Below are 19,407 nucleotides of genomic sequence, written 5' to 3'. Positions count from 1 at the left end.
CGCCTCAGCCCGGCGCCATCTGGCCCAGCCGGCGCAGTAGTTCAGGCAGTTCGCGCACATGATCGAGGCGATGGATGCCGGGCGGCAGGGGCAGCTCGTCGATGTGCGGCGAGATCCAGGCCACCTGCATGCCCAGCCGGCGCGCCGGTTCGACGTCCTCGCGCCAGGAGTCGCCAACGTGCAGGGCTCGACTCGGCGCAGTGCCCAGCCGAGCCAGTGCCGCCAGGAAGGGGCGCGCGTCGGGTTTGGGGGCGAGCAGTTCACCGGCGGCGATGGCCACCGGGAAGTGCCGGCCGAGCGCGAGGCGCTGCACGTCCACGTTGCCGTTGGTGATGCTGGCCAGGCGGTAATGGCGGCCGAGCTCCACCAGCAGTGCTTCGACCTCGGGGTGCGGTGCGACCCGGTGACGCAGCTCCATGAAGCGCGCCATTGCTCTTCGGGCCCACTGCTCCGCCATGACTGGATCGAGGCCGTGCTCGCTCAGCAGCTCTCGCAGCGCCTGCTCGCGCAGCCAGGTGAAGTCGCCGCGGCGCAGCGGATGGGCTCGGGCCAGCGCCCGGCGGCGCCCTTCGAAGCACTCCAGCGGGAACTGCTCCATAAAGCGCTGCGAGAAGGTGCGCCCGTTGCGTGACAGCCATTCGTGCAGGGCTTCGTCGAGCCAGGCGTAGTGGCCGGTCTCGGTGGCGACCATGACGCCGTGGTTGTCCCACAAGGTGTCGTCGAGGTCGAAGGTGATGGCCTCGAGGTGAAGAGTCTGGCGGGTCATGGCGTATCCGATTCGTTGCGGCGACGGCGCGCGCGAGGATGCGCCGCGTCGTAGCTGGCGGCCAGATGCTGCCAGTCGAGCTTGGTGTAGACCTGGGTGGTGGCGAGGTTGGCATGCCCCAGCAGCTCCTGCACCACGCGCAGGTCCTGGCTCGATTCCAGCAGGTGGCTGGCGAAGGAGTGGCGCAGCCGGTGCGGGTGGAGGTGCTCGGGCAGGCCGCGCCGACGGGCCACTTCGGTCATCCGCTTCTGGATGGCGCGATGGCCGAGCCGCTGGCCGCGGTTGCCGACGAACAGCGCCGTCTCGGCGGGGGTGGCCAGCGCCGAGCGACAGGCCAGCCAGGCCTCCAACGCGCGCCGCGCACTGCGTCCCACCGGCACCTGGCGTGGCTTGCCGCCCTTGCCGAGGACCCGCACGCGGCGGTTGTCGAAGTCGCCGAGGTCGAGGCCGGCCAGCTCTGCCAGGCGCAGGCCGCTGGAGTAGAACAGCTCCAGCATGGCCTGGTCGCGCATCGCCAGCGGCGAGCCGTCGTGGGGCGTGTCGAGCAGCCGGGCGAGCTGGTCGACGTCCAGCGGCTTGGGCAGGTGGGCCGGCTGGCGTGGCGTCGGTATCAGCTCGGCGGGATTATGGGTCAGGGTTTCTGCCTTCACCAGAAAGTTGCCGAAGTGTGAAATGGCCGCGCGCCGGCGGGCCAGGCTGCGTGGCGCCAGGCCGCGGCTGCGCTCGGCGCCGAGAAACCGGCGTACCAGGCCAACGTCCAGTTGGCCAGCGTCGAGGACGTCACGCGTCTCGAGGAATTCCGCCAGCGCCTCGAGATCGCGGCGGTAGGCGCTCAACGTCGCCGGGCTGGCGGTGGACGCAAGCCGCGCCAGGCACTCGGCCAGCTGCCGACGGAGCGGATTGTCAGCCATGCTTCGGCGGGGTCTCATGGGTTGGCGGAGCATGATGCAGCAGCAGACGGGCCAGCACGTCGCCGAGGTACTCGGTGAACAGTGTGTCCATGCTGGCGCGGAAGTGATCGGGGTCGGGGCTGGCCAGCACCAGGTAACCCATCGGCTCGCCCAGGGTCAGCCGCGCCAGGGCGCAGGAACCGGCCTGACGCGGCGGCCGTACGTGGGGCAGCAGGCGGCCCCAGTCGGTGGGCGTGAGCCGGGTGCAACGGCTGGTACGATTGTCGAGCAGTGCGGCCAGGCGCACGCCGGCGTGCTCATCGAGAACATGGCGCGGTGGCTGGGGCGGCAGCGGTTCATGGTCGGTGAACTGGGCCGGGCACCACAGCGCCACGGCCGGAATCTGGAAATGCTCGGCCATCTGGGTGGCCAGCGCCTGACCCAGGGCATCGGCATCCTCGGCCTCCAGCAGCGCCAGCACCAGCTCGCGGGTGCGGCGGTACTGCACCTCGTTATGACGTGCCGACTCCAGCAACTGCTCGAGCCGCCATTCGGCCTGCTCGGCGCGACGGCGCAGATCGTAGACCAGGCGCTCCAGCAGCGAAGTCGTACCATGGGCCTCGGGGTGGGGCACCTTGAGCTGCTGCAGCAGACCTTCTCGGCCAACGAAGAAGTCCGGATGGCGGGCCAGCCACTCGGCTACCCGGTCCGGATCGAGGGTCTTGCGCGGTTCGGGGACGGCTCGGGTCATGCATGACTCCTTCGGTTCGGGTGGTCCCGGCAATCAGGCCAGGGCGATGCGTCCCTCGAAGACGCGTTCGGCAGGGCCGGTCATCAGCAGCGGGGCATCGCCACCGGGCCAATCGATGCTCAGGTCGCCGCCGCGCAAGTGCACCGTGACGGGGTTTTCCAGCAGGCCTTGCCGCATGCCGCTGGCCACGGCGGCACAGGCGCCGGTGCCGCAGGCCAGGGTCTCGCCGCTGCCGCGTTCGAAGACCCGCAGGCGGATCTCGTGGGGCGAGACCACCTGCATGAAGCCGACATTGACCCGCCGCGGAAAGCGCGGGTGGTGTTCGATCATGGGGCCGAGGCGCTCGACCGGCGCCGTGTCGACACTGTCGACCCGCAGCACCGCGTGAGGGTTGCCCATCGAGACGGTGCCGATCTCCAGAGTTTCGCCGCCCACCTCGAGGCGGTGCAGGGGGCGGTCCTCGGCGGCATCGAAGGGCAGTGCCTCCGGGGCGAAGCATGGATTGCCCATGTCCACCGTTACCTGACCGTCTTCCCGCATCACCAGTGTCAACGGGCCGCCAGCGGTTTCGACATGGATTTCGCGCTTGTGGGTGAGACGCTGGTCACGCACGAAACGGGCGAAGCAGCGTGCGCCGTTACCGCAATTCTCCACCTCGCTGCCGTCGGCATTGTAGATGCGGTAGCGAAAATCCATGTCGGGGTCGCGTGGCGGCTCGACGACCAACAGCTGGTCGAAGCCGATGCCGAAGCGGCGATCGGCGAGCTGGCGGATCTGCTCATCGCGCAGCCGCGCCCGCTGAGTGACCAGGTCGACCACCATGAAGTCGTTGCCGAGGCCATGCATCTTGGTGAAGTGCAGCAGCATCAGCGCTTCTCTCCATCCTGTGCCGCCGCCGGTTCGGGCAGCAGCGATTCGCCCGCCCACAGCGACTCCACGCTCTCGCGGCGGCGCACGAGATGGAAGGTCTCGCCATCCACCATGACCTCCGCGGGGCGCGGCCGGCTGTTGTAGTTCGAGGCCATGACGAAACCGTAGGCGCCGGCGGAGCGCACTGCCAGCAGGTCGCCGGCGCCGATCGCCAGTTCGCGATCCTTGCCCAGGAAGTCGCCCGTCTCGCACACCGGGCCGACCACGTCATAGGTGGCTGTCTCGCGCACGTGCCGGGTATCCACCGGAATGATCGCCTGCCAGGCCTGATAGAGCGAGGGCCGGATCAGGTCGTTCATGCCCGCATCGACGATGGCGAAGTTCTTGGTCTCGCCGGGCTTGAGGAACTCGACCCGGGTCAGCAGCACGCCTGCATTGGCAGCGATCGAGCGGCCAGGTTCGAACAGCAGGGTCAGGCCGCTGCCGTGCTCCCACTGTGCCAGGCGCTCGAGCAGCGAGGCGGCGTAGTCGAAGGGTTGTGGCGGGCGCTCGCCGCGGTAGGGCACGCCGAGCCCGCCGCCGAGGTCCAGATGCTCGACCGTGATGCCGCGTTCGCGCAGCCGCTCGAGCAACACCAGCAGGCGATCCAGGGCGTCGAGGAAGGGGGCGAGCTCGGTGAGCTGCGAGCCGATATGGCAGTCCAGGCCGACGACCCTCACGCCCGGCAGGCGCGCGGCCAGCTCGTAGACGGCCAGCGCCTCGTCCACCGGAATGCCGAACTTGTTGTCCTTGAGCCCGGTGGAGATGTAGGGATGGGTACCGGCGTCGACGTCGGGATTGACGCGCAGCGACACCGGCGCCACCTTGCCCAGCCGCTCGGCCACGGCGCTGAGGCGTTCGAGTTCGGGGCGCGACTCGACGTTGAAGCACTTGATGCCGACCTCGAGCGCGCGGGCCATCTCGGCTTCCTGCTTGGCCACGCCGGAGAACACCACCTTGGCCGGGTCGCCGCCGGCGGCCAGCACGCGCTCGAGTTCGCCCACCGAGACGATGTCGAAACCGGCACCCAGGCGCGCCAGCAGGCCCAGCACCGCCAGGTTGGAGTTGGCCTTCACCGCGTAGCAGATCAGGTGGGGGTGGCTGCCCAGCGCTTCGGTATAGGCGCGGAAATGGCGCGTCAGGGTCGCCTTGGAGTAGACGTAGCAGGGCGTGCCGACGTCAGCGGCTACCTGCGTCAACGGGACTTCCTCACCGTAGAGAACGCCGTCGCGATATTCGAAGTGATCCATGTTCAGTCCGTGTCCTCGTCGTCGGCGTCGTTCTGCTCTTGCTGCTGGGTCGCGCTGTCGCCGTAGCGCTCCTCGGCGGCTTCGTCGCCGGGCAGGTAGAGCGGCCCCTTCTGGCCGCAGCCGGCCAGCAGCGCGAGCGTCAGCGCGGCCAGCGCCAACGCCCGGCTCATGCCTCGCGCCCCAGCGCCGTCAGCGCCTCGCGGGCGCGCTGCGCGGCGGCGCGCACCTGATCCGGCGCGGTACCGCCGATGTGGTTGCGTGCCGCCACCGAGCCCTCCAGGGTCAGCACCTCGAAGACATCGGCCTCGATGGTATCGGAGAACTGGCGCAGCTCGTCGAGGCTCATCTCGGAGAGATCCTTCTTCTCGCGGATGCCGAAGGCTACCGACTGGCCGACGATCTCGTGGGCATCGCGGAAGGCAACGCCGCGGCGCACCAGGTAGTCGGCGAGATCGGTGGCGGTGGAGAAGCCGCGGCGTGCCGCGTCATACATGCTCGCCTGGCGCGCCTCGATGGCCGGGACCATGTCGGCAAACGCCTTGAGGCAGTCGCGCACCGTGTCGAGGGTGTCGAACAGCGGCTCCTTGTCCTCCTGGTTGTCCTTGTTGTAGGCCAGCGGCTGCGACTTCATCAGCGTCAGCAGGCCCATCAGGTGACCGTAGACGCGCCCGGTCTTGCCGCGTACCAGCTCGGGCACGTCGGGGTTCTTCTTCTGCGGCATGATCGAGGAGCCGGTGCAGAAGCGGTCGGGCAGGTCGATGAAGTCGAACTGAGCGCTGGTCCACAGCACCAGTTCCTCGCTCATGCGCGACAGGTGCATCAGCAGAATGCTGGCGAAGCTGGTGAATTCGATGGCGAAGTCGCGATCGCTCACCGCGTCGAGCGAGTTCTCGGCGGGGCGCGAGAAGCCCAGCAGCTCGGCGGTAACATGACGGTCGATGGGGTAGGTGGTGCCGGCCAGCGCGGCGGCGCCTAGCGGCATCACGTTGACCCGGCGACGGCAGTCGAGCAGGCGCTCGTGGTCGCGGGCGAGCATCTCGTGCCAGGCCAGCAGATGGTGGCCGAAGGTCACCGGCTGTGCCGTCTGCAGGTGGGTGAAACCGGGCATGATGGTGTCGGCTTCGCGCTCGGCGAGTTCGATCAACCCTTCGCGCAGGCGCTTGAGCTCCGCCTCGACCACGTCGATCTCGTCGCGCAGGAACAGGCGGATGTCGGTGGCCACCTGGTCGTTGCGCGAACGCCCGGTGTGCAGCTTCTTGCCGGTGATACCGATCTTGTCGGTCAGGCGCGCCTCGATGTTCATGTGCACGTCCTCGAGCTTCACCGACCACTGAAACTCGCCGCGCTCGATCTCGCCACGGATCTCGGTGAGGCCCGCGACGATGGCGTCGCGCTCGGCGTCGGTCAGTACGCCCACCCGGGCCAACATGGTGGCATGGGCGATGGAGCCCTGGATGTCCTGCAGGGCGAGGCGCCGGTCGAAATCGACCGAGGCGGTGAAACGTTCGACGAAGGCGTCGGTGGGTTCGCTGAAGCGACCGCCCCAGGACTGGTTGGTGCCGGGGGTTGCGGAACTAGTGCTCATCGGCGTGGGCATCCTGCGTGTTGCATGCTGTGGCGTTCTCGGAAGCCGCATCGGCGGCATCATTCAGGTCTTGCAGTGTACCAGAGTCGGCGCAGGTGGCGAGGGGCGGCGGTGGCGGACGAGGCGCCCAATTTTTCCTGCTTCGCCCGGTGCTTTATGATGGTGTCAATGACCGTCTACCGGCCCGTGACGGATAATGTTGCGGCGACGACCGCTGAGCAGGGGCCGCCCGGCCCGCTGAATGGGAGAACCACGTGCGATCCAACACAACGCTGCGCATTGCCACCCGCAAGAGCCTGCTGGCCATGTGGCAGGCCGAACACGTTCGCGACCTGCTCATGGCCGAGCATCCTGGGCTCGAGGTGGAGTTGGTCGCTCTCTCCACGCGTGGCGACAAGATTCTCGATACGCCGCTGGCGAAGATCGGCGGCAAGGGCCTGTTCGTCAAGGAGCTGGAGGAGGCGATCCTGGATGGTCGTGCCGATATCGCCGTGCACTCGATGAAGGACGTGCCCATGCATTTCCCCGAGGGCCTGGGGTTGTCGGTGATCTTCGCCGGCGCCGAGCCCACCGACGCCTTCGTCTCGAACCACTATGGTGCGCTCGACGAGCTGCCCGAGGGCGCTCGCATCGGCACCTCGAGCCTGCGCCGCGGCCTGCAGATGCGCGAGCAGCGCCCCGACCTGGAGATACTCACCCTGCGCGGCAACGTCCAGACCCGCCTGGCCAAGCTCGACGCCGGCGATTTCGATGCCATCATCCTGGCCACCTCCGGGCTCAAGCGCCTGGGGCTCGGCGAGCGCATCGCCCAGGAGCTGCCCCCCGAAGTATGCCTGCCGGCCTGCGGCCAGGGCGCGCTGGGCATCGAGTGCCGCATCAGCGACCCCGAGCTGATCTCGCTACTGGCGCCGCTGGACGATCCCATCACGGCGACTCGGGTGCGCGCCGAGCGGGCCATGAACACTCGCCTGGAAGGCGGCTGCCAGGTGCCCATCGGCGGCTATGCCGTCTTCGAGAATGACGGCCAGACCCTTTGGTTGCGGGCGCTGGTAGGCAACCCCGAGGGCACCGAAGTGCTGCGCGCCGAGGGGCGCGGTTCGATCCACGAGCCGGAGGCGCTGGGCGTACGAGTGGCGGAAGAGCTGCTGGAGCAGGGCGCCGGCGAGATCCTGGCGCAGGTCTACGGCGCCTGAATGGCTGCCGGGCTTCCCGTCCTGATCTGCCGGCCGGGCGAGCGTGCTGCGCCCTTGGCGGCGGCCATCGAAGCCGCCGGCTTCCCGGTGGCGAATCTCGATGCCATGGCGCTGGAGGCATTGCCGGAGGAGCCGGCGATGCGCCAGGCTTGGCTCGACTTCGACCATTATCACAAGGTCGTTGTGGTGAGTCCCTTCGCCGCCGAGTGCCTCTACCAGGCCCTGGACCGCTACTGGCCGCAGCTGCCGCTGGGTACCGCCTGGTATGCGGTGGGGGCGGCCACGGCCGAGATCCTGCACGAGCGGCTCGGCGTGAGGGTGCATCTGCCGCCGGCCGAGGCCGGCGAGGACACTAGCGAGGCATTGCTGGAACTCGCCTCGCTGCGCTCGCTCGAGGGCCAGCGCGTGCTGCTGGTGGCCGGTGAAGGCGGACGAGCGCTGCTGGGCGATACCCTGCAGGCTCGTGGCGCGCGGGTCACGCGGCTGGCGCTCTATCGCCGGCACCTCCAGCCGCCACCCGCCGCCTTGCAGAAGTGTCTCGCGCGGGGGCAGTACCGTGCGCTGGTAGTGAGTAGCGGAGAATTACTCGAACATCTGGCAAGATGGTGCACCAAGGCCACCTTGAACCAACCGTTAATCGTGTCCAGTCGACGCTTGGCTACACTGGCCGACAACCTGGGGTTTCGCACTCCCGTGGTGGCACCGGGAGCCACACCGGCGGCGCTTGCCGGCGCCGTGGCCGCGGCCTGTAACCAGGAGGATGCCGATGTCGATCAAGATGATCTCGAAAAGGGCTAGCGACAGATGAGCAAGCAGACCAACGAGCAGGACGAACAGAAGGCGCCTTCCGCAAAGGGCCAGGACGGCAAGGACAGTGAGGGCGGGGCCATGGACAAGCCCGGCAGCGACGCCGGCAAGGGCCGTCCTCAACGTGGCAACTCATCCTCGCCGCCCGCGGCAGGCAAGGCAGGCGAGAAACCGCCAGCCCCCGCCAAAGCTCCCGTGAGTCAGGGCAAGAGCGCTACGGCAGACTCCTCTGCTCCGGCCACTGCCACGTCGGCAGATGCCTCGTCGACCTCGGACAAGGCCGACGGCAAGCCCACCGGCAGTGACAAGCCCACCGCCGCGGGGCCGGAAAATGCCAAGCCGGCCGCGACCGGCAGCAAGAGTGCCGATGCCAAGCCGGCTGCTTCCGGCAAGACCCCGGGCGGCGGCTCGGCCGGAGGCGACACGCCGGCCTCGTCCGGCACCGGGGGTAACGGCAAGGGCAGCGGTCGTGTTGCCGGCGTGCTGGCGCTGATTCTGGTGCTGTTCCTCGGTATCGGCGCGGGCCTCTTTGCCTGGAACACCTGGGAGCGCCTCGACGCCCAGCAGCAGCGGCTGGCCGACCTCGAGGAGCGTGCCGGCACCTCGTCCGATGAATTCGCCAGCCTGCGCGAGCAGCTCGATAGCGGCGAGCAGGAACGCGACGCGGCCCTTGCGCAGGCGGTAGAGTCCATGCAGGGCGAGTTCGCCAGCTACCGCAGCGAAGTCGATGAGACGCTCGACCAGGTGCTTGAGGAGCTCTCCCGCGAACAGGACACCGACGAGCGTGAATGGCTGCATGCCGAGGCAGCCTACCTGCTACGTCTGGCCAATCAGCGATTGCAGCTCGAGCGCGACGTGGAGGGGGCCAAGGCACTGCTGCGCACCGCCGATGCGCGCCTGAACGAAGCCGACAACCCGGCCCTGCTTTCGGTGCGTCGTGCCATCGCCTCGGAGCTGTCGATTCTGGACGGCGTGCCTGAGGTCGACCGCACCGGTCTCTACCTGGCGCTCAACGCCCAGCAGGATCGTCTGTCGCAGCTGCCGCTGTCGCGTGAGCTGGAGGAGATCCCGGCGCGTTCGGGCATCGAGGAGGCGCCCAGCGGCGCTTGGCAGGAGCAGCTCTCGCGCTTCGGCCAGGAGCTGAAGGATCTGGTCGTCATTCGTCACCATGACGAGACGCTAGAAGGCCTGGTTGCGCCGGAACAGGAATCCTACCTGCGCCAGAGCGCACGCCTGGTGCTTGAGCAGGCCCAACTGGCGCTGCTCGAGGAGGAGCAGGCGCTGTACGAGGCCAGCATCGACAAGGCGCTGGAGCTGGTTCGCGGTTACTACGACACCGACAACGGCGAGGTGCAGTCGGTCATCGAACGACTCGAGGAGCTCAAGGGCAAGAACATCCAGCCCGAGCTGCCCGACATCAGTGGCTCCCACGAGGCTTTGGCCGAGTTCATCGAGCGCCGTTTCGGTTCACGCAACGGCCAGGGAGATGAGGCATGAGAAAAGTGCTGCTGATCGTTCTCCTCGGCCTTGCGCTGGGGGCACTGTTCGGCCAGTTGATGGTTTCGGTGCCGGGTTACTGGCTGGTGCGGGTGGGCGACACCTCCTACCAGACCTCCTTCTGGTTCGGCCTGGTGCTGCTGCTGGCGGTGTTCCTGATCCTGCATTTCGTCCTGCGGATCTTGATGCGCCTGAGCCATCCCGTCAGTCGGCTCAAGGTGTGGAACCGGCGCACCCGTCACCGCAACGCCATGAAGCGCACCGTGCGCGGCTTGGTGGCGCTGGCCGAAGGGCGCTGGAAGCGCGCCGAGAAGTCGCTGGTCAAGGCCGCCGACGACTCCAGTACACCACTGGTCAACTACCTTTCCGCCGCGCTGGCAGCGCATTATCAGGGCCGCTACGAGCAGGCCGACACGCTGCTCAAGCGGGCCCACCTCTCCACCGAGGGAGCCGATACCGCCGTCGGGCTGATGCAGGTTCAGCTCATGTTGGATCGCCAGCAGTACGAGGAGGCGCTGGCGATCCTGACCCGCCTCGACCGCCAGTTGCCCAACCATCCCCAGGTGCTCAAGCAGCTCAAGCAGGCCTACCTCAGCGTCAATGACTGGGACGGCTTGCGCCGGCTGATGCCGCGCCTGGCGTCGCGCCAGCTGATCTCGCCCCAGGAGCGCAACCAGCTTGAGTTGCGTGCCTACAAGGAGCTGTTGGTTCACGAGGCGCGCGACCCGGGCAACATCGAGCGCATTCGCAGTCTGTGGGCGGATATGCCGGATTCGCTGCGCGGCAACGTCGAACTTGTGGTGCTCTATACCGAGGCGCTGGTGCGCGGTAACGAGGAGGGCATTGCCGAGCGCCTGCTGCGTCACTCGCTCAAGGAGCACTGGGACAGCCGCCTGGTACTGCGCTACGGGTTGCTCAGCGTCGACCCGGCGCGCCAGCTGGTGCACGCCGAAAAGTGGCTGCAGGAGCGCCCCAACGACCCCGACCTGCTGCTGACCCTGGGCCGTCTGGCGCTGCGCAATGCCTACTGGGGCAAGGCGCAGGAGTACTTCGAAGCCAGCCAGCGCCAGCGCCCCAGCGGCGTGGTGTGTGCCGAGCTGGCGCGGCTCTATGCCAACCTGGGCGAGCACAACAAGAGCCAGCTCTACTACCGCCAGAGCGTCGAGCTGCTCGACAAATCGTTGCCCTCGCTGCCACAGCCCGCCGAGCTGGAAGCGGCCGGCAAGGATGGCAAAGCGTCCTCCTGAGCGGGCCGTGGCAGCGCGGCCTGATCAAGGATGAAAGGAAAAACGGAAGGGTGCCGAAAGGCACCCTTCCGTCATGCGCTGTCAGCGTCAGTCGGGCAGCGCGAAGGAGACCACCTGATCGCTGACCTTGGGCAGCAGGATCGAGTTGCCGCCCACCGCGAAGGTGACGTACTGCTTGCCTTCGTAGGTATAGACCGCCGGCATCGACACGGCGGGGGCATCCACCAGGTGCTTCCACAGCACCTCGCCGCTCTCCAGGTCGATCGCGCGTACGCGCGAATCCATCGAAGCGCCGATGAAGATCAGCCCCGAGCGGGTGATCACCGGCGCGCCGATGGTGACCGACCCCCACGACTCGGGCATGTAGAAGCCGTGCTTCTGTACCTGGCCGAACGGTTCGTTCCACAGCCGCTCGCCGGTACTGAGATCGTAGGCGGCGAGGGTGCCGTAGGGCGGCTTCCAGCACGGCATGCCGGCCCAGTTGAGGAACGTCTCGAGCTGGAAGCCGTAGGCCGTGTCACCCTGCGCGTAGTAGCCGCCCGTCTCGCCCGACTGCTCCAACTGCTGGTATTCGTCGCGCGGGATGAGGCGATAGATCTGCACCACGCTGTTGGAGTTGATCACGAACACGCCCCGCTCCGGGTCGACGGCGCCGCCGCCCCACTGCGAGCCCCCCGTCGTGGGCGGATAGGCGAGGGTCCCCTCGACGCTCGGCGGCGTAAAACGACCCTCGTAGCGCAGCCCCTCGGCCTTGCGACTGCACTCGCCCAGGCCCACGATGTCGGCGATCCGGGAGATGCCCGGCCACTCGTCCGGAACCACCGGTTCGGGAACGTCGACGAAGGGCTGAGTCGGGGAGGCTTGTTCGCCTTCGGCATCCGAGGCCGGCACCTCGCGCTCCTCGATGGGGTAAACGGGCTCGCCCGTTTCCCGGTTCAGCACGAAGAGGAAGCCTTGCTTGGATGGCTGTACCAGGGCGGGAACGGTCTCGCCATCCTTCTCGATGTCGACCAGTGTGGGAGGTGCGACGGTATCGTAATCCCAGATATCGTGATGTACGAGCTGGCGGCTCCACACCACTTCGCCGGTCTCGGTGTTCAGCGCCGTCACCGAGGTGGCAAGGGGCAGCTCCTCGGTACGCTCGCCGCCGTAGTAGTTGGGGCTCGGCGAACTGATCGGTATGTAGAGAAGTCCGCTTTCGGGGTCCAGCGACATTGATGCCCAGACGTTGGCCGTGCCGGTCCGGTCGACCACCTCCTCGGGCAGCGCATGGAAGGTCCACTTGCGCTCGCCGGTGCGTGCGTCGAGCGCGAAGACCGTTCCCGGCGGTGCGACGGCGTCCGTCCAGTCCTTGCCGGCCCAGCCGAGGAACAGCGTATCGTTGTACACCGTGGGCGGCTGGAACAGTGAGAGTGGCCACTTGTCGTTGACGGTGTTCCACTGGTTGACGTCGACCATGCCGTTGTCGCCGAAGTCGGCACAGCGTTCCCCCGTGTCGGCATCGACGCCATAGAGCTTGGCGTCCATGGTGCCGACGTAGACCATCTTCTGGCAGGCTTCGCCCGCCTGCGGTTCATCGGCCTCCCAGTAGGCCACGCCGCGGCCCTTCATGTTGGGCTGGGTAAGGGCCTCCAGCGGAGCCTCGGGGTCGAAGATCCACTTCTCTTCGCCGCTGCCCGGGTCCAGGGCGATGATGCGGTAGAAAGGCGTGCCCAGATAGAGCGTGTCATTGACGAACAAGGGGGTTGCCGACCATACCGACATGGGCACCTCGTCGCTGCCATCCGCAACGTCACCGGTATGGTATTCCCAGGCCTGCTCGAGCTCGCCGACGTTCTCCGGCGTGATCTGGTCGGCCGGGGAGTATTTCTGTGCACGCAAGTCACCGTTGAAGGTTGCCCAGCTGTCCGCCGACTCCATCCAGGCATCCGGCCCCTGGCGCGGCGGCTCGGGTTGGTCGCCCCCACTTGGGGACTGCCCGGCAGGGCCCGTCTCGACACGGCCGCCGGGGCCGGTCGGGGTGACCGTGGAGTCTTCGCCGTCGTCCTGGTCCGTTTGCGCTTCGCCGCCGCTGGCGTCCTGCTCGGACTCGTCGTCTTGGGTCTCGGTGATCCCCTGTGGCTGGCCGCCCTCCTCTTCGGTGGAGGTGTCCTCCTGTGCCTGTACATAGCCGATGGCACCCGCCAGCAGCAGCGAGGCGAAAATGGCGATGACGTCCTGGTGTTTCATGAAGCGGCCTCCTGGCGTTGCGTCATGGGCTGGTTGCGCTTGCCCGTAGCGGGATCGGCAACCACATGGATGAGCCATGCCACGAGCCCGACCCCCATGCAGCCGAGCAGCCACTCGGCCTGCAACAGATAGGCCGCCAGGCCCGTACCCAGCAGATCGAGCAACAGCAGGAAAGTGAGCAGTCCGCCCAGCCAGCGTGGCATGCCGCGTGCAAGAGCCAGCAGCAGTGACCCGAGCAGCATCAGAGCGGTGGAGATCAGTACCAGGTAGGTGCCTGGGGTGTAGGCAATGCCATTGCCTTCATTGAACGTGGCGACTGCCGCGAGGATCAGCGAAATGGCCGAAATCGCGAGCAGCAACCAGGCGCCGTAGACAGTGCCTTGCGGTTTGCTTGTCATGGTAGTCCCATCCCTTGAACGCCTTCGAAGCATGGTCGGCCTCGTTGATGAAACGCAGGCAGCGCTTCGCCAGAGCCCAGGGACAGTATAGGCACGTCACGAGATTCTTCCTGCCGGTGCCGGCTCGATGAGTGAAGAACGAGGCGTCACGCCCCCCACCGAGCACGGTGAGGGGCGTGGCATGACGCGGGGGCGGTGTGCTTAATCCCGCTCCTCGCCGTAGTCGCCCTGGGGGGGCGGATCGGACTTGGCGCGCGGGTCGTCCTCGCTTTCGCGGCTGCTCTCGCCGGAGCGGGGTTGGCCGCCAGGTCGGCCATCGATGTCGAAGTTTTGCCGCATCAGCCGCACGTTGGCCGGCGGCGCTTCGGCTTCCTTGCCCACGCCGAAGTAGAGCGTGGTGTGGGGGAAGGGAATCTCGATGCCCCTGGCGTCGAAGTGCAGCTTGACCAGGCGGTTGTAGGCGCGGCCGACGCCCCACTGGTTACCCGGGGTGGTCTTGATGCGCACGCGGATGTTCACCGAGCTGTCGGCCAGCGCGATGACGCCGGCCACTTCCAGCGGTGCGAGGATATTCATCTTGTGATCGTCGTCGGCCGCCAGCTCGTCGAAGGCCTCGCGCAGGGCGACGATCGCCTCGTCGATGCTTTCGCGATAGGCAATGCCGTACTCGCCGACGTGATAGCCGAACTCGCGCATGAAGTTGGAGACGGTATCGACGCTGGAAAAGGGCACGATGTGATAGGTGCCGAAGAGGTCGCGGATGCCCACCGAGCGGATGCTGAGCCGTTCGGCGGTGCCGGTGATGCCGCCTACCGAGACCACGTCGCCGGTGTTCATGGCGTTCTCCACCTGGATGAAGACGCCGGTAATGATGTCCTGTACCAGCTTCTGGGAGCCGAAACCGATCGCCAGACCCAGCACACCGGCACCGGCGATCAATGGTCCGATATTGATGCCGATCTCGGACAGCACGATCATCACGGTCATGGTGATCAGGGCAATGGCGAGTGCGTTGCGGAACAGGCTCAGCAGGGTCTTGGCGCGGGCATCCGGTTCACCTGTACCGGTTTCCGGGTTGAGCTTGTGCTCGATCAGGCTGGCCAGCGCCAGCCATACGGCAATGGCGACCAGCAGGATCACGGCCACGCTGATCAGCTTTCCGATCAAACCACGGCCCGCCTCGGAGGCGTACCAGGCGGCCAGGTCGAAGGCGCCCCAGGCGTTGAGCACCAGCATGACCACCGCGACGAGGATCACGGTGCGGATGACCCGCAGCGCGTTGGGTATGTAGCTATTGAGCCGCGGCTCGAGCTGCGGCAGCTTGCGGCGCAGATCGTCGGAGAGCCGTATGCGACGGCCGATGATTTGTGTCAGCAAGCTCGACAGCAGCATGCCGACCACCACCACGACCACGGTCTTGAGCGTGGCGAAGAGCACGAACGGCAGGGCATCCACCGGACGCGTCAGAGTCAGTATCAGCACCATCAGGAAGTAGGCCAGGGCGAACAGGTGCCAGGTGCGCGCGAACAGCTGCAGCGAGATCCGAGTGGCGGTGAAGTCGGAGCGTGCTGCCATGGCGTTGAGCTCATCGCGAATGCGGGTGCGATTCTTGAGCACCACCGCCACGGCATAGAAGAAGGCGCCAAACATGATCAGCGCGCCGATACCCTGGCCCAGCGTGGGCGCCAGATAGACACTGACCAGCGGTACCACCACCAGCAGGCCGTAGCCCACCAGGCCGACCAGTCGCGCCAACCAGCGATTCCAGTAGGAAGCCTCACTTGAGCTGATCGGCAGTAGCCGGAGCCCCTCGTAGCGGGAGGCGAACAGCATGCGCAGAGCCGCCTTGATCAGCTCGATGATCATGAAGGCATTGAGGAACAGCGAGGCGCGGGTCGACAGCTCGCCGCTTTCGCCGATGGCGAAGGTGGCGATCAGGTTGCCGCCCACGTAGGCCAGCGCCACCACCAGCGCGTCGGTCAGCGCAGCGACAGCGACACACAGTATCAGGCGGATGGTCGGGTTGAGCCCGCTTTCCAGCCGCGACCACCGGCTCAGTCGCGCGAAGAGCGGTCGCGACAGATGGCGAAACCCCATGAACAGGACGAAGGTGGCCAGGATCACCAGCCCTAGGTTGATCACAGCCGTGGTGAAGTCGCCCCAGGCCAGGGCGGCGGTGTCGGTTTGCGTGGTGAACAGCCCCGCCACGATATCGAACAGGTTGCGCACCTCGCCGCCGACGTCACTGACGACGCGGCTGGTTATTTCAGCCAGCCGCCTGGGCAGCGATATCGCTTCCTCTGCCTGGCTGGTCTCGGCGGCCAGCTCAGGGGCGGCGGCCTCACGGCGCAGGTGATCGATCAGTTGCTGCCGCGTCTGCTCGTTCTCGAGCAGTTCGGCAAGGGCTTCCGGGGCGGGAACGGCGGTGTCGTCGGCAGGCTGGGCCAGGGCCGGTGCGGTGACCAGCAGGGCGAGTATCAGCCAGCCGAACAGCCAGGGGACAAACCGGTGTGCTATCACGCGTGACCTCCGTCTCGGGCGTGTCGGGCGGGAACCATATGTATTTCGGCCCGCTAATGATAGGGCGTTAGGGCTCGGGGGACGAATGATCGTCATTAATTATGCAGATATTGTACACGGATATCCTTGTGTGTCATATTTACCTGGCATCCTTCCCCAGGACGCGATTCCCTGAACGAAGCCCTATCTTGGCCATCCGCCCTCCGGATGGCTTCTTTTTTGTCCGCATGCTTCGACTCGGCTAGCATCGGCTCTTGGTGACGGTGAGGGAGCCGAATGAACGCGAACATGGGGCTGCTCCTGATGATGGCAGCGGGAGGGGCGCTGGGGGGTATGGCGAGGATGGAGCTGTCCGAGCGGCTGGCTCGGCTCGCCGGCACCGCCTTTCCCTGGGGTACGCTGGCCGTCAATCTCAGCGGCGCGCTGCTGGCAGGCGGATTGGCCGGCTGGTTCGGCATGTCTCATGAAGCGGCCATGTCGAGTGGCTGGTCGTTGCTGATGGTGGGACTGCTGGGAGGTTACACCACCGTCTCCTCGCTGAGCCTGCAGAGCCTGAGCCTGTGGCAGAGCGGACGCCGAGGTGCGGCGCTCGCCAATGTATCGGCAACGGTGATCGCCGGGCTGGTGCTGGCCGCCCTGGGCTGGTGGCTGACGGGGCGACTGGCATGAGCGGCTGGCAGCGCTATGCGGCGGTCGGTGTCGGCAGCGCCCTGGGCACGGTCATGCGCTACCTGGTGTCGCTGGCCACGCTGGCGGCACTGGGGCCGGCCTTCCCCTGGGGCACGCTGCTGGTCAACCTGCTGGGCTCCTGGCTGATCGCCGCGCTAGCTGCCCATGTCGCCTGCCGGGGCGGCGGGCGAGTGGCCCACTGGCAGCCCTTCCTGGCGGTCGGTCTCTGCGGTGGCTTCACGACGTTTTCTCTGTTCAGCCTGGAAACGCTCCACCTGCTCGAAAGTGGCCGTCCCGGCCTGGCGCTGCTCTACGCCTTGCTCAGCGTGCCGCTATGGCTGGCGGCGGCCTGGCTGGGCGACCGTTTCGTGCGGGCACGCCATGGCTGACGTGCCCGCCGCGCTTGCCTTCAGCGCTTGGCCTTTTCCGCGGCCTTTCTCTTCGCTTTGCCGGCCGTGGCGGGGACATTGGTGTCGGGGCGGAAATGCTCGCGCACCAATGCCAGCAGCCCCTGGGTCGAGGCGTCGAAATCCTGGCTGTGCTCGTCGATGCGCTCGCTGATCTCGCCGGCGATACGCTTGCCCAGCTGCACGCCCCACTGATCGAACGAGTTGATGTTCCAGATCACCCCCTGCACAAAGACCTTGTGCTCGTAGAGCGCGATCAGCGCGCCGAGGTTCTTCGGTGTCAGCTCGTCGAGCAGCAGCACGCTGGAGGGGCGATTACCGGGGCAGCTGTATGGGTCGAGCCGACTGCCGCTCTGGCTGCCCTCCATGAAGGCGTTGGCCTGGGCCAGCATATTGGTGAGCAGCGCGAAATGGTGATCCTCCACGCCCGGTTCGGGCTTCAGCGAGGCGATGAAGTCGATGGGCACGTAGCGGGTGCCCTGGTGCAGCAGCTGGAAGAAGGCGTGTTGGCCGTTGGAGCCGGTCTGTCCCCAGACGATGGGGCCGGTCTTGTAGTCGACGGGGTGGCCGAAGATGTCCACCGACTTGCCGTTGGACTCCATGTCGAGCTGCTGCAGGAACGAAGGCAACTGATGCAGCGCCTGGTCGTAGGGCACGATGGCCTGGGTCTCGGCGCCGACGAAGTTGATGTACCAGATGCCGATCAGCGCCATCAGCACCGGCATGTTCTCGCGGAAGGGGGCGGCGAGGAAGTGCTGGTCCATCTCGTAGGCGCCCTCGAGCATCTCCATGAAGCCGTCGAAGCCAATGGAGAGCGCGATGGGCAGGCCGATGGAGGACCACATCGAGTAACGCCCGCCGACCCAGGCCCAGAACTCGAAAACGTTCTCCTCGCGGATGCCGAACTCCATGGCCGCCTGCCGGTTGGTGGAGGCGGCGATGAAATGGGCGCCGACGTCGGCGTCCTCGCCGGCATTGTCGAGGAACCAGCGTCGCGCGGTCTTGGCGTTGAGCAGCGTTTCCTGGGTGGAGAAGGTCTTGGTCGAGACGATGAACAGGGTGGTGGCCGGGTCGAGTCGCTTGAGCACCTTCTGGATATGGGCGCCATCGACGTTGGAGACGAAGTGGAAGTTGAGTTCGGGGTGGCGGTACTTGAGCAGTGCCCGACTGGCCATGTTGGGGCCGAGATCCGAGCCGCCGATGCCGATGTTGACCACGTCCTTGATGCGCTCGCCGCTGTAACCCTTCCACTCACCGCTGCGCACGGCCTCGGAAAACGCCTTGATCTGCTCGCGGGTGCGCTGGATCTCGGGCATCACGTCCTGGCCGTCGACCATCAGCGGTCCCTCGCCCTGGTTGCGCAGAGCGGTATGCAGCACCGGGCGGTCCTCGGTGACGTTGATGATGTCGCCGGAGAACATCTGGGCGCGGCGCTGCACCAGCGCCGAGTGGTCGGCCAGCTCGATCAGCTTGTCAAGCACGGCACCCGAAATGGCGTGCTTGGAGTAATCGAGGAACAAGCCGCCGACGCGCAGGCTCATCTTCTCGAAGCGCTGTGGGTCGGCGGTGAAGTAGTCGCGGATTCGGTCGTCGGCGGTCTGCTCGTGCAGGCGCTTCAGGGCCTGCCAGGTGACGCTGCGGGTAAGCTGGAACATGGTTTCCTCACAAGTTCGCGGGCCTGGCCCGCCGGTCGCTTTGTTCTGGTTTACGGGGCTTGTTCGGAGCTGCGAGAGGCCATCCAGGCATCGACGTCGGGAATCGACATCTCATAAGGCTGGCCGAGCCACGGCGAGCTGACCAGGAAGTCGGCGCTGGCGGCATTGCATGCCACCGGTACGTTCCACAGCGCGGCCAGGCGCAGCAGCGCCTTGACGTCGGGGTCGTGGGGCTGGGGTGCGAAGGGGTCCCAGAAGAAGATCAGCATGTCGAGGCGCTGTTCGGTGAGCCGCGCGCCGATCTGTTGGTCACCACCCAGCGGCCCGCTCATCAATCCTTCCACTTCGAGCCCTAGACTGGTCGAGAGGCGCCCGGCGGTGGTGCCGGTACCCACCAATTCGTGCTCGATCAGGGTGTCGCGCCAGCGTTCGGCCCACTCGAGCAACTCGCTCTTCTTGCCATCGTGGGCGATCAGCGCGATGCGCTTGCGTGCCGGCAGGGTGCGGCGCACGCTGCGCCGGGGGCGGCTATCGGTCATGGCTGGCCTACCTCGAGAATCTTCAGGGTATTGGTTCCGCCGTGGGCGTTCATGTGGTCGCCCCGGGTCAGGATGACATGATCCCCGGGCTCGGC

At 66.9% G+C, this 19,407-nt stretch carries 18 protein-coding genes; 6 read left to right on the top strand and 12 right to left on the bottom strand.

Annotation, left to right across the window (positions count from 1 at the left end; translation table 11 throughout):
- Positions 1–4 precede the first annotated feature (4 nt).
- The 7 genes from HBJ55_RS06915 to argH are packed head-to-tail and all read right to left on the bottom strand — an operon-like array spanning position 5 to position 6,151.
- A complete protein-coding gene (locus HBJ55_RS06915) occupies positions 5–766 on the bottom strand; it encodes an HAD family hydrolase (RefSeq protein ID WP_167112441.1) in 762 nt (253 codons plus the stop codon).
- Positions 763–1,677, bottom strand: coding sequence for a tyrosine recombinase XerC (locus tag HBJ55_RS06910; RefSeq protein ID WP_167112439.1), 915 nt, complete (start codon positions 1,675–1,677; stop codon positions 763–765). Before HBJ55_RS06910 ends, HBJ55_RS06915 begins: the two co-directional genes overlap by 4 nt.
- Positions 1,670–2,407: a DUF484 family protein gene (locus HBJ55_RS06905; protein ID WP_167112437.1), complete on the bottom strand. Its 738-nt coding sequence runs from the start codon at positions 2,405–2,407 to the stop codon at positions 1,670–1,672. Before HBJ55_RS06905 ends, HBJ55_RS06910 begins: the two co-directional genes overlap by 8 nt.
- Positions 2,408–2,440: 33 nt before the next feature.
- Positions 2,441–3,274, bottom strand: a complete 834-nt coding sequence (dapF, locus tag HBJ55_RS06900) for a diaminopimelate epimerase (RefSeq protein WP_167112435.1) — start codon at positions 3,272–3,274, stop codon at positions 2,441–2,443.
- Positions 3,274–4,566 (bottom strand): diaminopimelate decarboxylase, encoded by a 1,293-nt coding sequence (gene lysA / locus HBJ55_RS06895; RefSeq protein WP_167112433.1) that lies wholly within the window; start codon positions 4,564–4,566, stop codon positions 3,274–3,276. Before lysA ends, dapF begins: the two co-directional genes overlap by 1 nt.
- Positions 4,567–4,568: 2 nt before the next feature.
- The gene (lptM, locus tag HBJ55_RS06890) at positions 4,569–4,736 is read right to left on the bottom strand and encodes an LPS translocon maturation chaperone LptM (RefSeq protein WP_167112431.1); all 168 of its coding nucleotides are present in this window, start codon (positions 4,734–4,736) and stop codon (positions 4,569–4,571) included.
- A complete protein-coding gene (argH, locus tag HBJ55_RS06885) occupies positions 4,733–6,151 on the bottom strand; it encodes an argininosuccinate lyase (protein ID WP_167112429.1) in 1,419 nt (472 codons plus the stop codon). Before argH ends, lptM begins: the two co-directional genes overlap by 4 nt.
- A 254-nt stretch (positions 6,152–6,405) precedes the next feature.
- Here argH and hemC point away from each other — a divergent pair, with 254 nt between their 5' ends.
- Genes hemC through HBJ55_RS06865 form a run of 4 tightly spaced genes read left to right on the top strand, consistent with a single transcriptional unit; the run spans position 6,406 to position 10,895 of the window.
- On the top strand, positions 6,406–7,344 hold the full coding sequence (gene hemC, locus HBJ55_RS06880) for a hydroxymethylbilane synthase (protein ID WP_167112427.1): 939 nt from the start codon (positions 6,406–6,408) through the stop codon (positions 7,342–7,344).
- Positions 7,345–8,142, top strand: a complete 798-nt coding sequence (locus HBJ55_RS06875) for a uroporphyrinogen-III synthase (protein WP_167112426.1) — start codon at positions 7,345–7,347, stop codon at positions 8,140–8,142.
- Between the two features lie 6 nt (positions 8,143–8,148).
- Positions 8,149–9,648, top strand: a complete 1,500-nt coding sequence (locus HBJ55_RS06870; RefSeq protein WP_167112424.1) for a uroporphyrinogen-III C-methyltransferase — start codon at positions 8,149–8,151, stop codon at positions 9,646–9,648.
- Positions 9,645–10,895, top strand: a complete 1,251-nt coding sequence (locus tag HBJ55_RS06865; protein ID WP_167112422.1) for a heme biosynthesis HemY N-terminal domain-containing protein — start codon at positions 9,645–9,647, stop codon at positions 10,893–10,895. The genes HBJ55_RS06870 and HBJ55_RS06865 overlap by 4 nt, the downstream gene beginning before the upstream one ends.
- Before the next feature lie 87 nt (positions 10,896–10,982).
- Here the strand turns inward: HBJ55_RS06865 and HBJ55_RS06860 are convergent, their stop codons facing one another.
- The 3 genes from HBJ55_RS06860 to ybiO all read right to left on the bottom strand — a co-directional run bounded on the left by HBJ55_RS06860 (position 10,983) and on the right by ybiO (position 16,042).
- Positions 10,983–13,124 (bottom strand): pyrroloquinoline quinone-dependent dehydrogenase, encoded by a 2,142-nt coding sequence (locus HBJ55_RS06860; protein ID WP_167112420.1) that lies wholly within the window; start codon positions 13,122–13,124, stop codon positions 10,983–10,985.
- The gene (locus tag HBJ55_RS06855; RefSeq protein ID WP_167112418.1) at positions 13,121–13,522 is read right to left on the bottom strand and encodes a hypothetical protein; all 402 of its coding nucleotides are present in this window, start codon (positions 13,520–13,522) and stop codon (positions 13,121–13,123) included. Before HBJ55_RS06855 ends, HBJ55_RS06860 begins: the two co-directional genes overlap by 4 nt.
- A gap of 201 nt (positions 13,523–13,723) precedes the next feature.
- Positions 13,724–16,042, bottom strand: a complete 2,319-nt coding sequence (gene ybiO, locus HBJ55_RS06850; RefSeq protein ID WP_167112416.1) for a mechanosensitive channel protein — start codon at positions 16,040–16,042, stop codon at positions 13,724–13,726.
- Between the two features lie 276 nt (positions 16,043–16,318).
- Here ybiO and HBJ55_RS06845 point away from each other — a divergent pair, with 276 nt between their 5' ends.
- Both HBJ55_RS06845 and crcB read left to right on the top strand, forming a co-directional pair.
- The gene (locus HBJ55_RS06845; RefSeq protein WP_167112414.1) at positions 16,319–16,711 is read left to right on the top strand and encodes a fluoride efflux transporter FluC; all 393 of its coding nucleotides are present in this window, start codon (positions 16,319–16,321) and stop codon (positions 16,709–16,711) included.
- Positions 16,708–17,100: a fluoride efflux transporter CrcB gene (gene crcB, locus HBJ55_RS06840; protein WP_167112412.1), complete on the top strand. Its 393-nt coding sequence runs from the start codon at positions 16,708–16,710 to the stop codon at positions 17,098–17,100. The genes HBJ55_RS06845 and crcB overlap by 4 nt, the downstream gene beginning before the upstream one ends.
- A gap of 20 nt (positions 17,101–17,120) precedes the next feature.
- On the opposite strand, the gene pgi is transcribed toward crcB, so the two are convergent.
- Positions 17,121–18,773 (bottom strand): glucose-6-phosphate isomerase, encoded by a 1,653-nt coding sequence (pgi, locus tag HBJ55_RS06835; protein ID WP_167112410.1) that lies wholly within the window; start codon positions 18,771–18,773, stop codon positions 17,121–17,123.
- A gap of 50 nt (positions 18,774–18,823) precedes the next feature.
- Positions 18,824–19,312, bottom strand: a complete 489-nt coding sequence (locus HBJ55_RS06830) for a methylglyoxal synthase (RefSeq protein ID WP_167112408.1) — start codon at positions 19,310–19,312, stop codon at positions 18,824–18,826.
- Between the last annotated feature and the right edge of the window lie 95 nt (positions 19,313–19,407).

Origin of the sequence: Billgrantia bachuensis, assembly GCF_011742165.1 — a bacterium.
GTDB lineage: Bacteria > Pseudomonadota > Gammaproteobacteria > Pseudomonadales > Halomonadaceae > Halomonas > Halomonas bachuensis.
Note: the sequence above shows the minus strand (reverse complement) of the source record. Positions and strands in the feature narration are given on the sequence as shown.

Bases quoted from the DNA above. Each gene is read 5' to 3' on its own strand.
- HBJ55_RS06910 (WP_167112439.1), bottom strand. From the start codon at position 1,677: ATGGCTGACAATCCGCTCCGTCGGCAGCTGGCCGAGTGCCTGGCGCGG.
- HBJ55_RS06915 (WP_167112441.1), bottom strand. From the start codon at position 766: ATGACCCGCCAGACTCTTCACCTCGAGGCCATCACCTTCGACCTCGAC.
- lptM (WP_167112431.1), bottom strand. From the start codon at position 4,736: ATGAGCCGGGCGTTGGCGCTGGCCGCGCTGACGCTCGCGCTGCTGGCC.
- HBJ55_RS06870 (WP_167112424.1), top strand. From the start codon at position 8,149: ATGAGCAAGCAGACCAACGAGCAGGACGAACAGAAGGCGCCTTCCGCA.
- pgi (WP_167112410.1), bottom strand. From the start codon at position 18,773: ATGTTCCAGCTTACCCGCAGCGTCACCTGGCAGGCCCTGAAGCGCCTG.
- lysA (WP_167112433.1), bottom strand. From the start codon at position 4,566: ATGGATCACTTCGAATATCGCGACGGCGTTCTCTACGGTGAGGAAGTC.
- HBJ55_RS06860 (WP_167112420.1), bottom strand. From the start codon at position 13,124: ATGAAACACCAGGACGTCATCGCCATTTTCGCCTCGCTGCTGCTGGCG.
- HBJ55_RS06845 (WP_167112414.1), top strand. From the start codon at position 16,319: ATGAACGCGAACATGGGGCTGCTCCTGATGATGGCAGCGGGAGGGGCG.
- HBJ55_RS06865 (WP_167112422.1), top strand. From the start codon at position 9,645: ATGAGAAAAGTGCTGCTGATCGTTCTCCTCGGCCTTGCGCTGGGGGCA.
- HBJ55_RS06875 (WP_167112426.1), top strand. From the start codon at position 7,345: ATGGCTGCCGGGCTTCCCGTCCTGATCTGCCGGCCGGGCGAGCGTGCT.
- HBJ55_RS06905 (WP_167112437.1), bottom strand. From the start codon at position 2,407: ATGACCCGAGCCGTCCCCGAACCGCGCAAGACCCTCGATCCGGACCGG.
- argH (WP_167112429.1), bottom strand. From the start codon at position 6,151: ATGAGCACTAGTTCCGCAACCCCCGGCACCAACCAGTCCTGGGGCGGT.
- HBJ55_RS06830 (WP_167112408.1), bottom strand. From the start codon at position 19,312: ATGACCGATAGCCGCCCCCGGCGCAGCGTGCGCCGCACCCTGCCGGCA.
- dapF (WP_167112435.1), bottom strand. From the start codon at position 3,274: ATGCTGCTGCACTTCACCAAGATGCATGGCCTCGGCAACGACTTCATG.
- HBJ55_RS06855 (WP_167112418.1), bottom strand. From the start codon at position 13,522: ATGACAAGCAAACCGCAAGGCACTGTCTACGGCGCCTGGTTGCTGCTC.
- crcB (WP_167112412.1), top strand. From the start codon at position 16,708: ATGAGCGGCTGGCAGCGCTATGCGGCGGTCGGTGTCGGCAGCGCCCTG.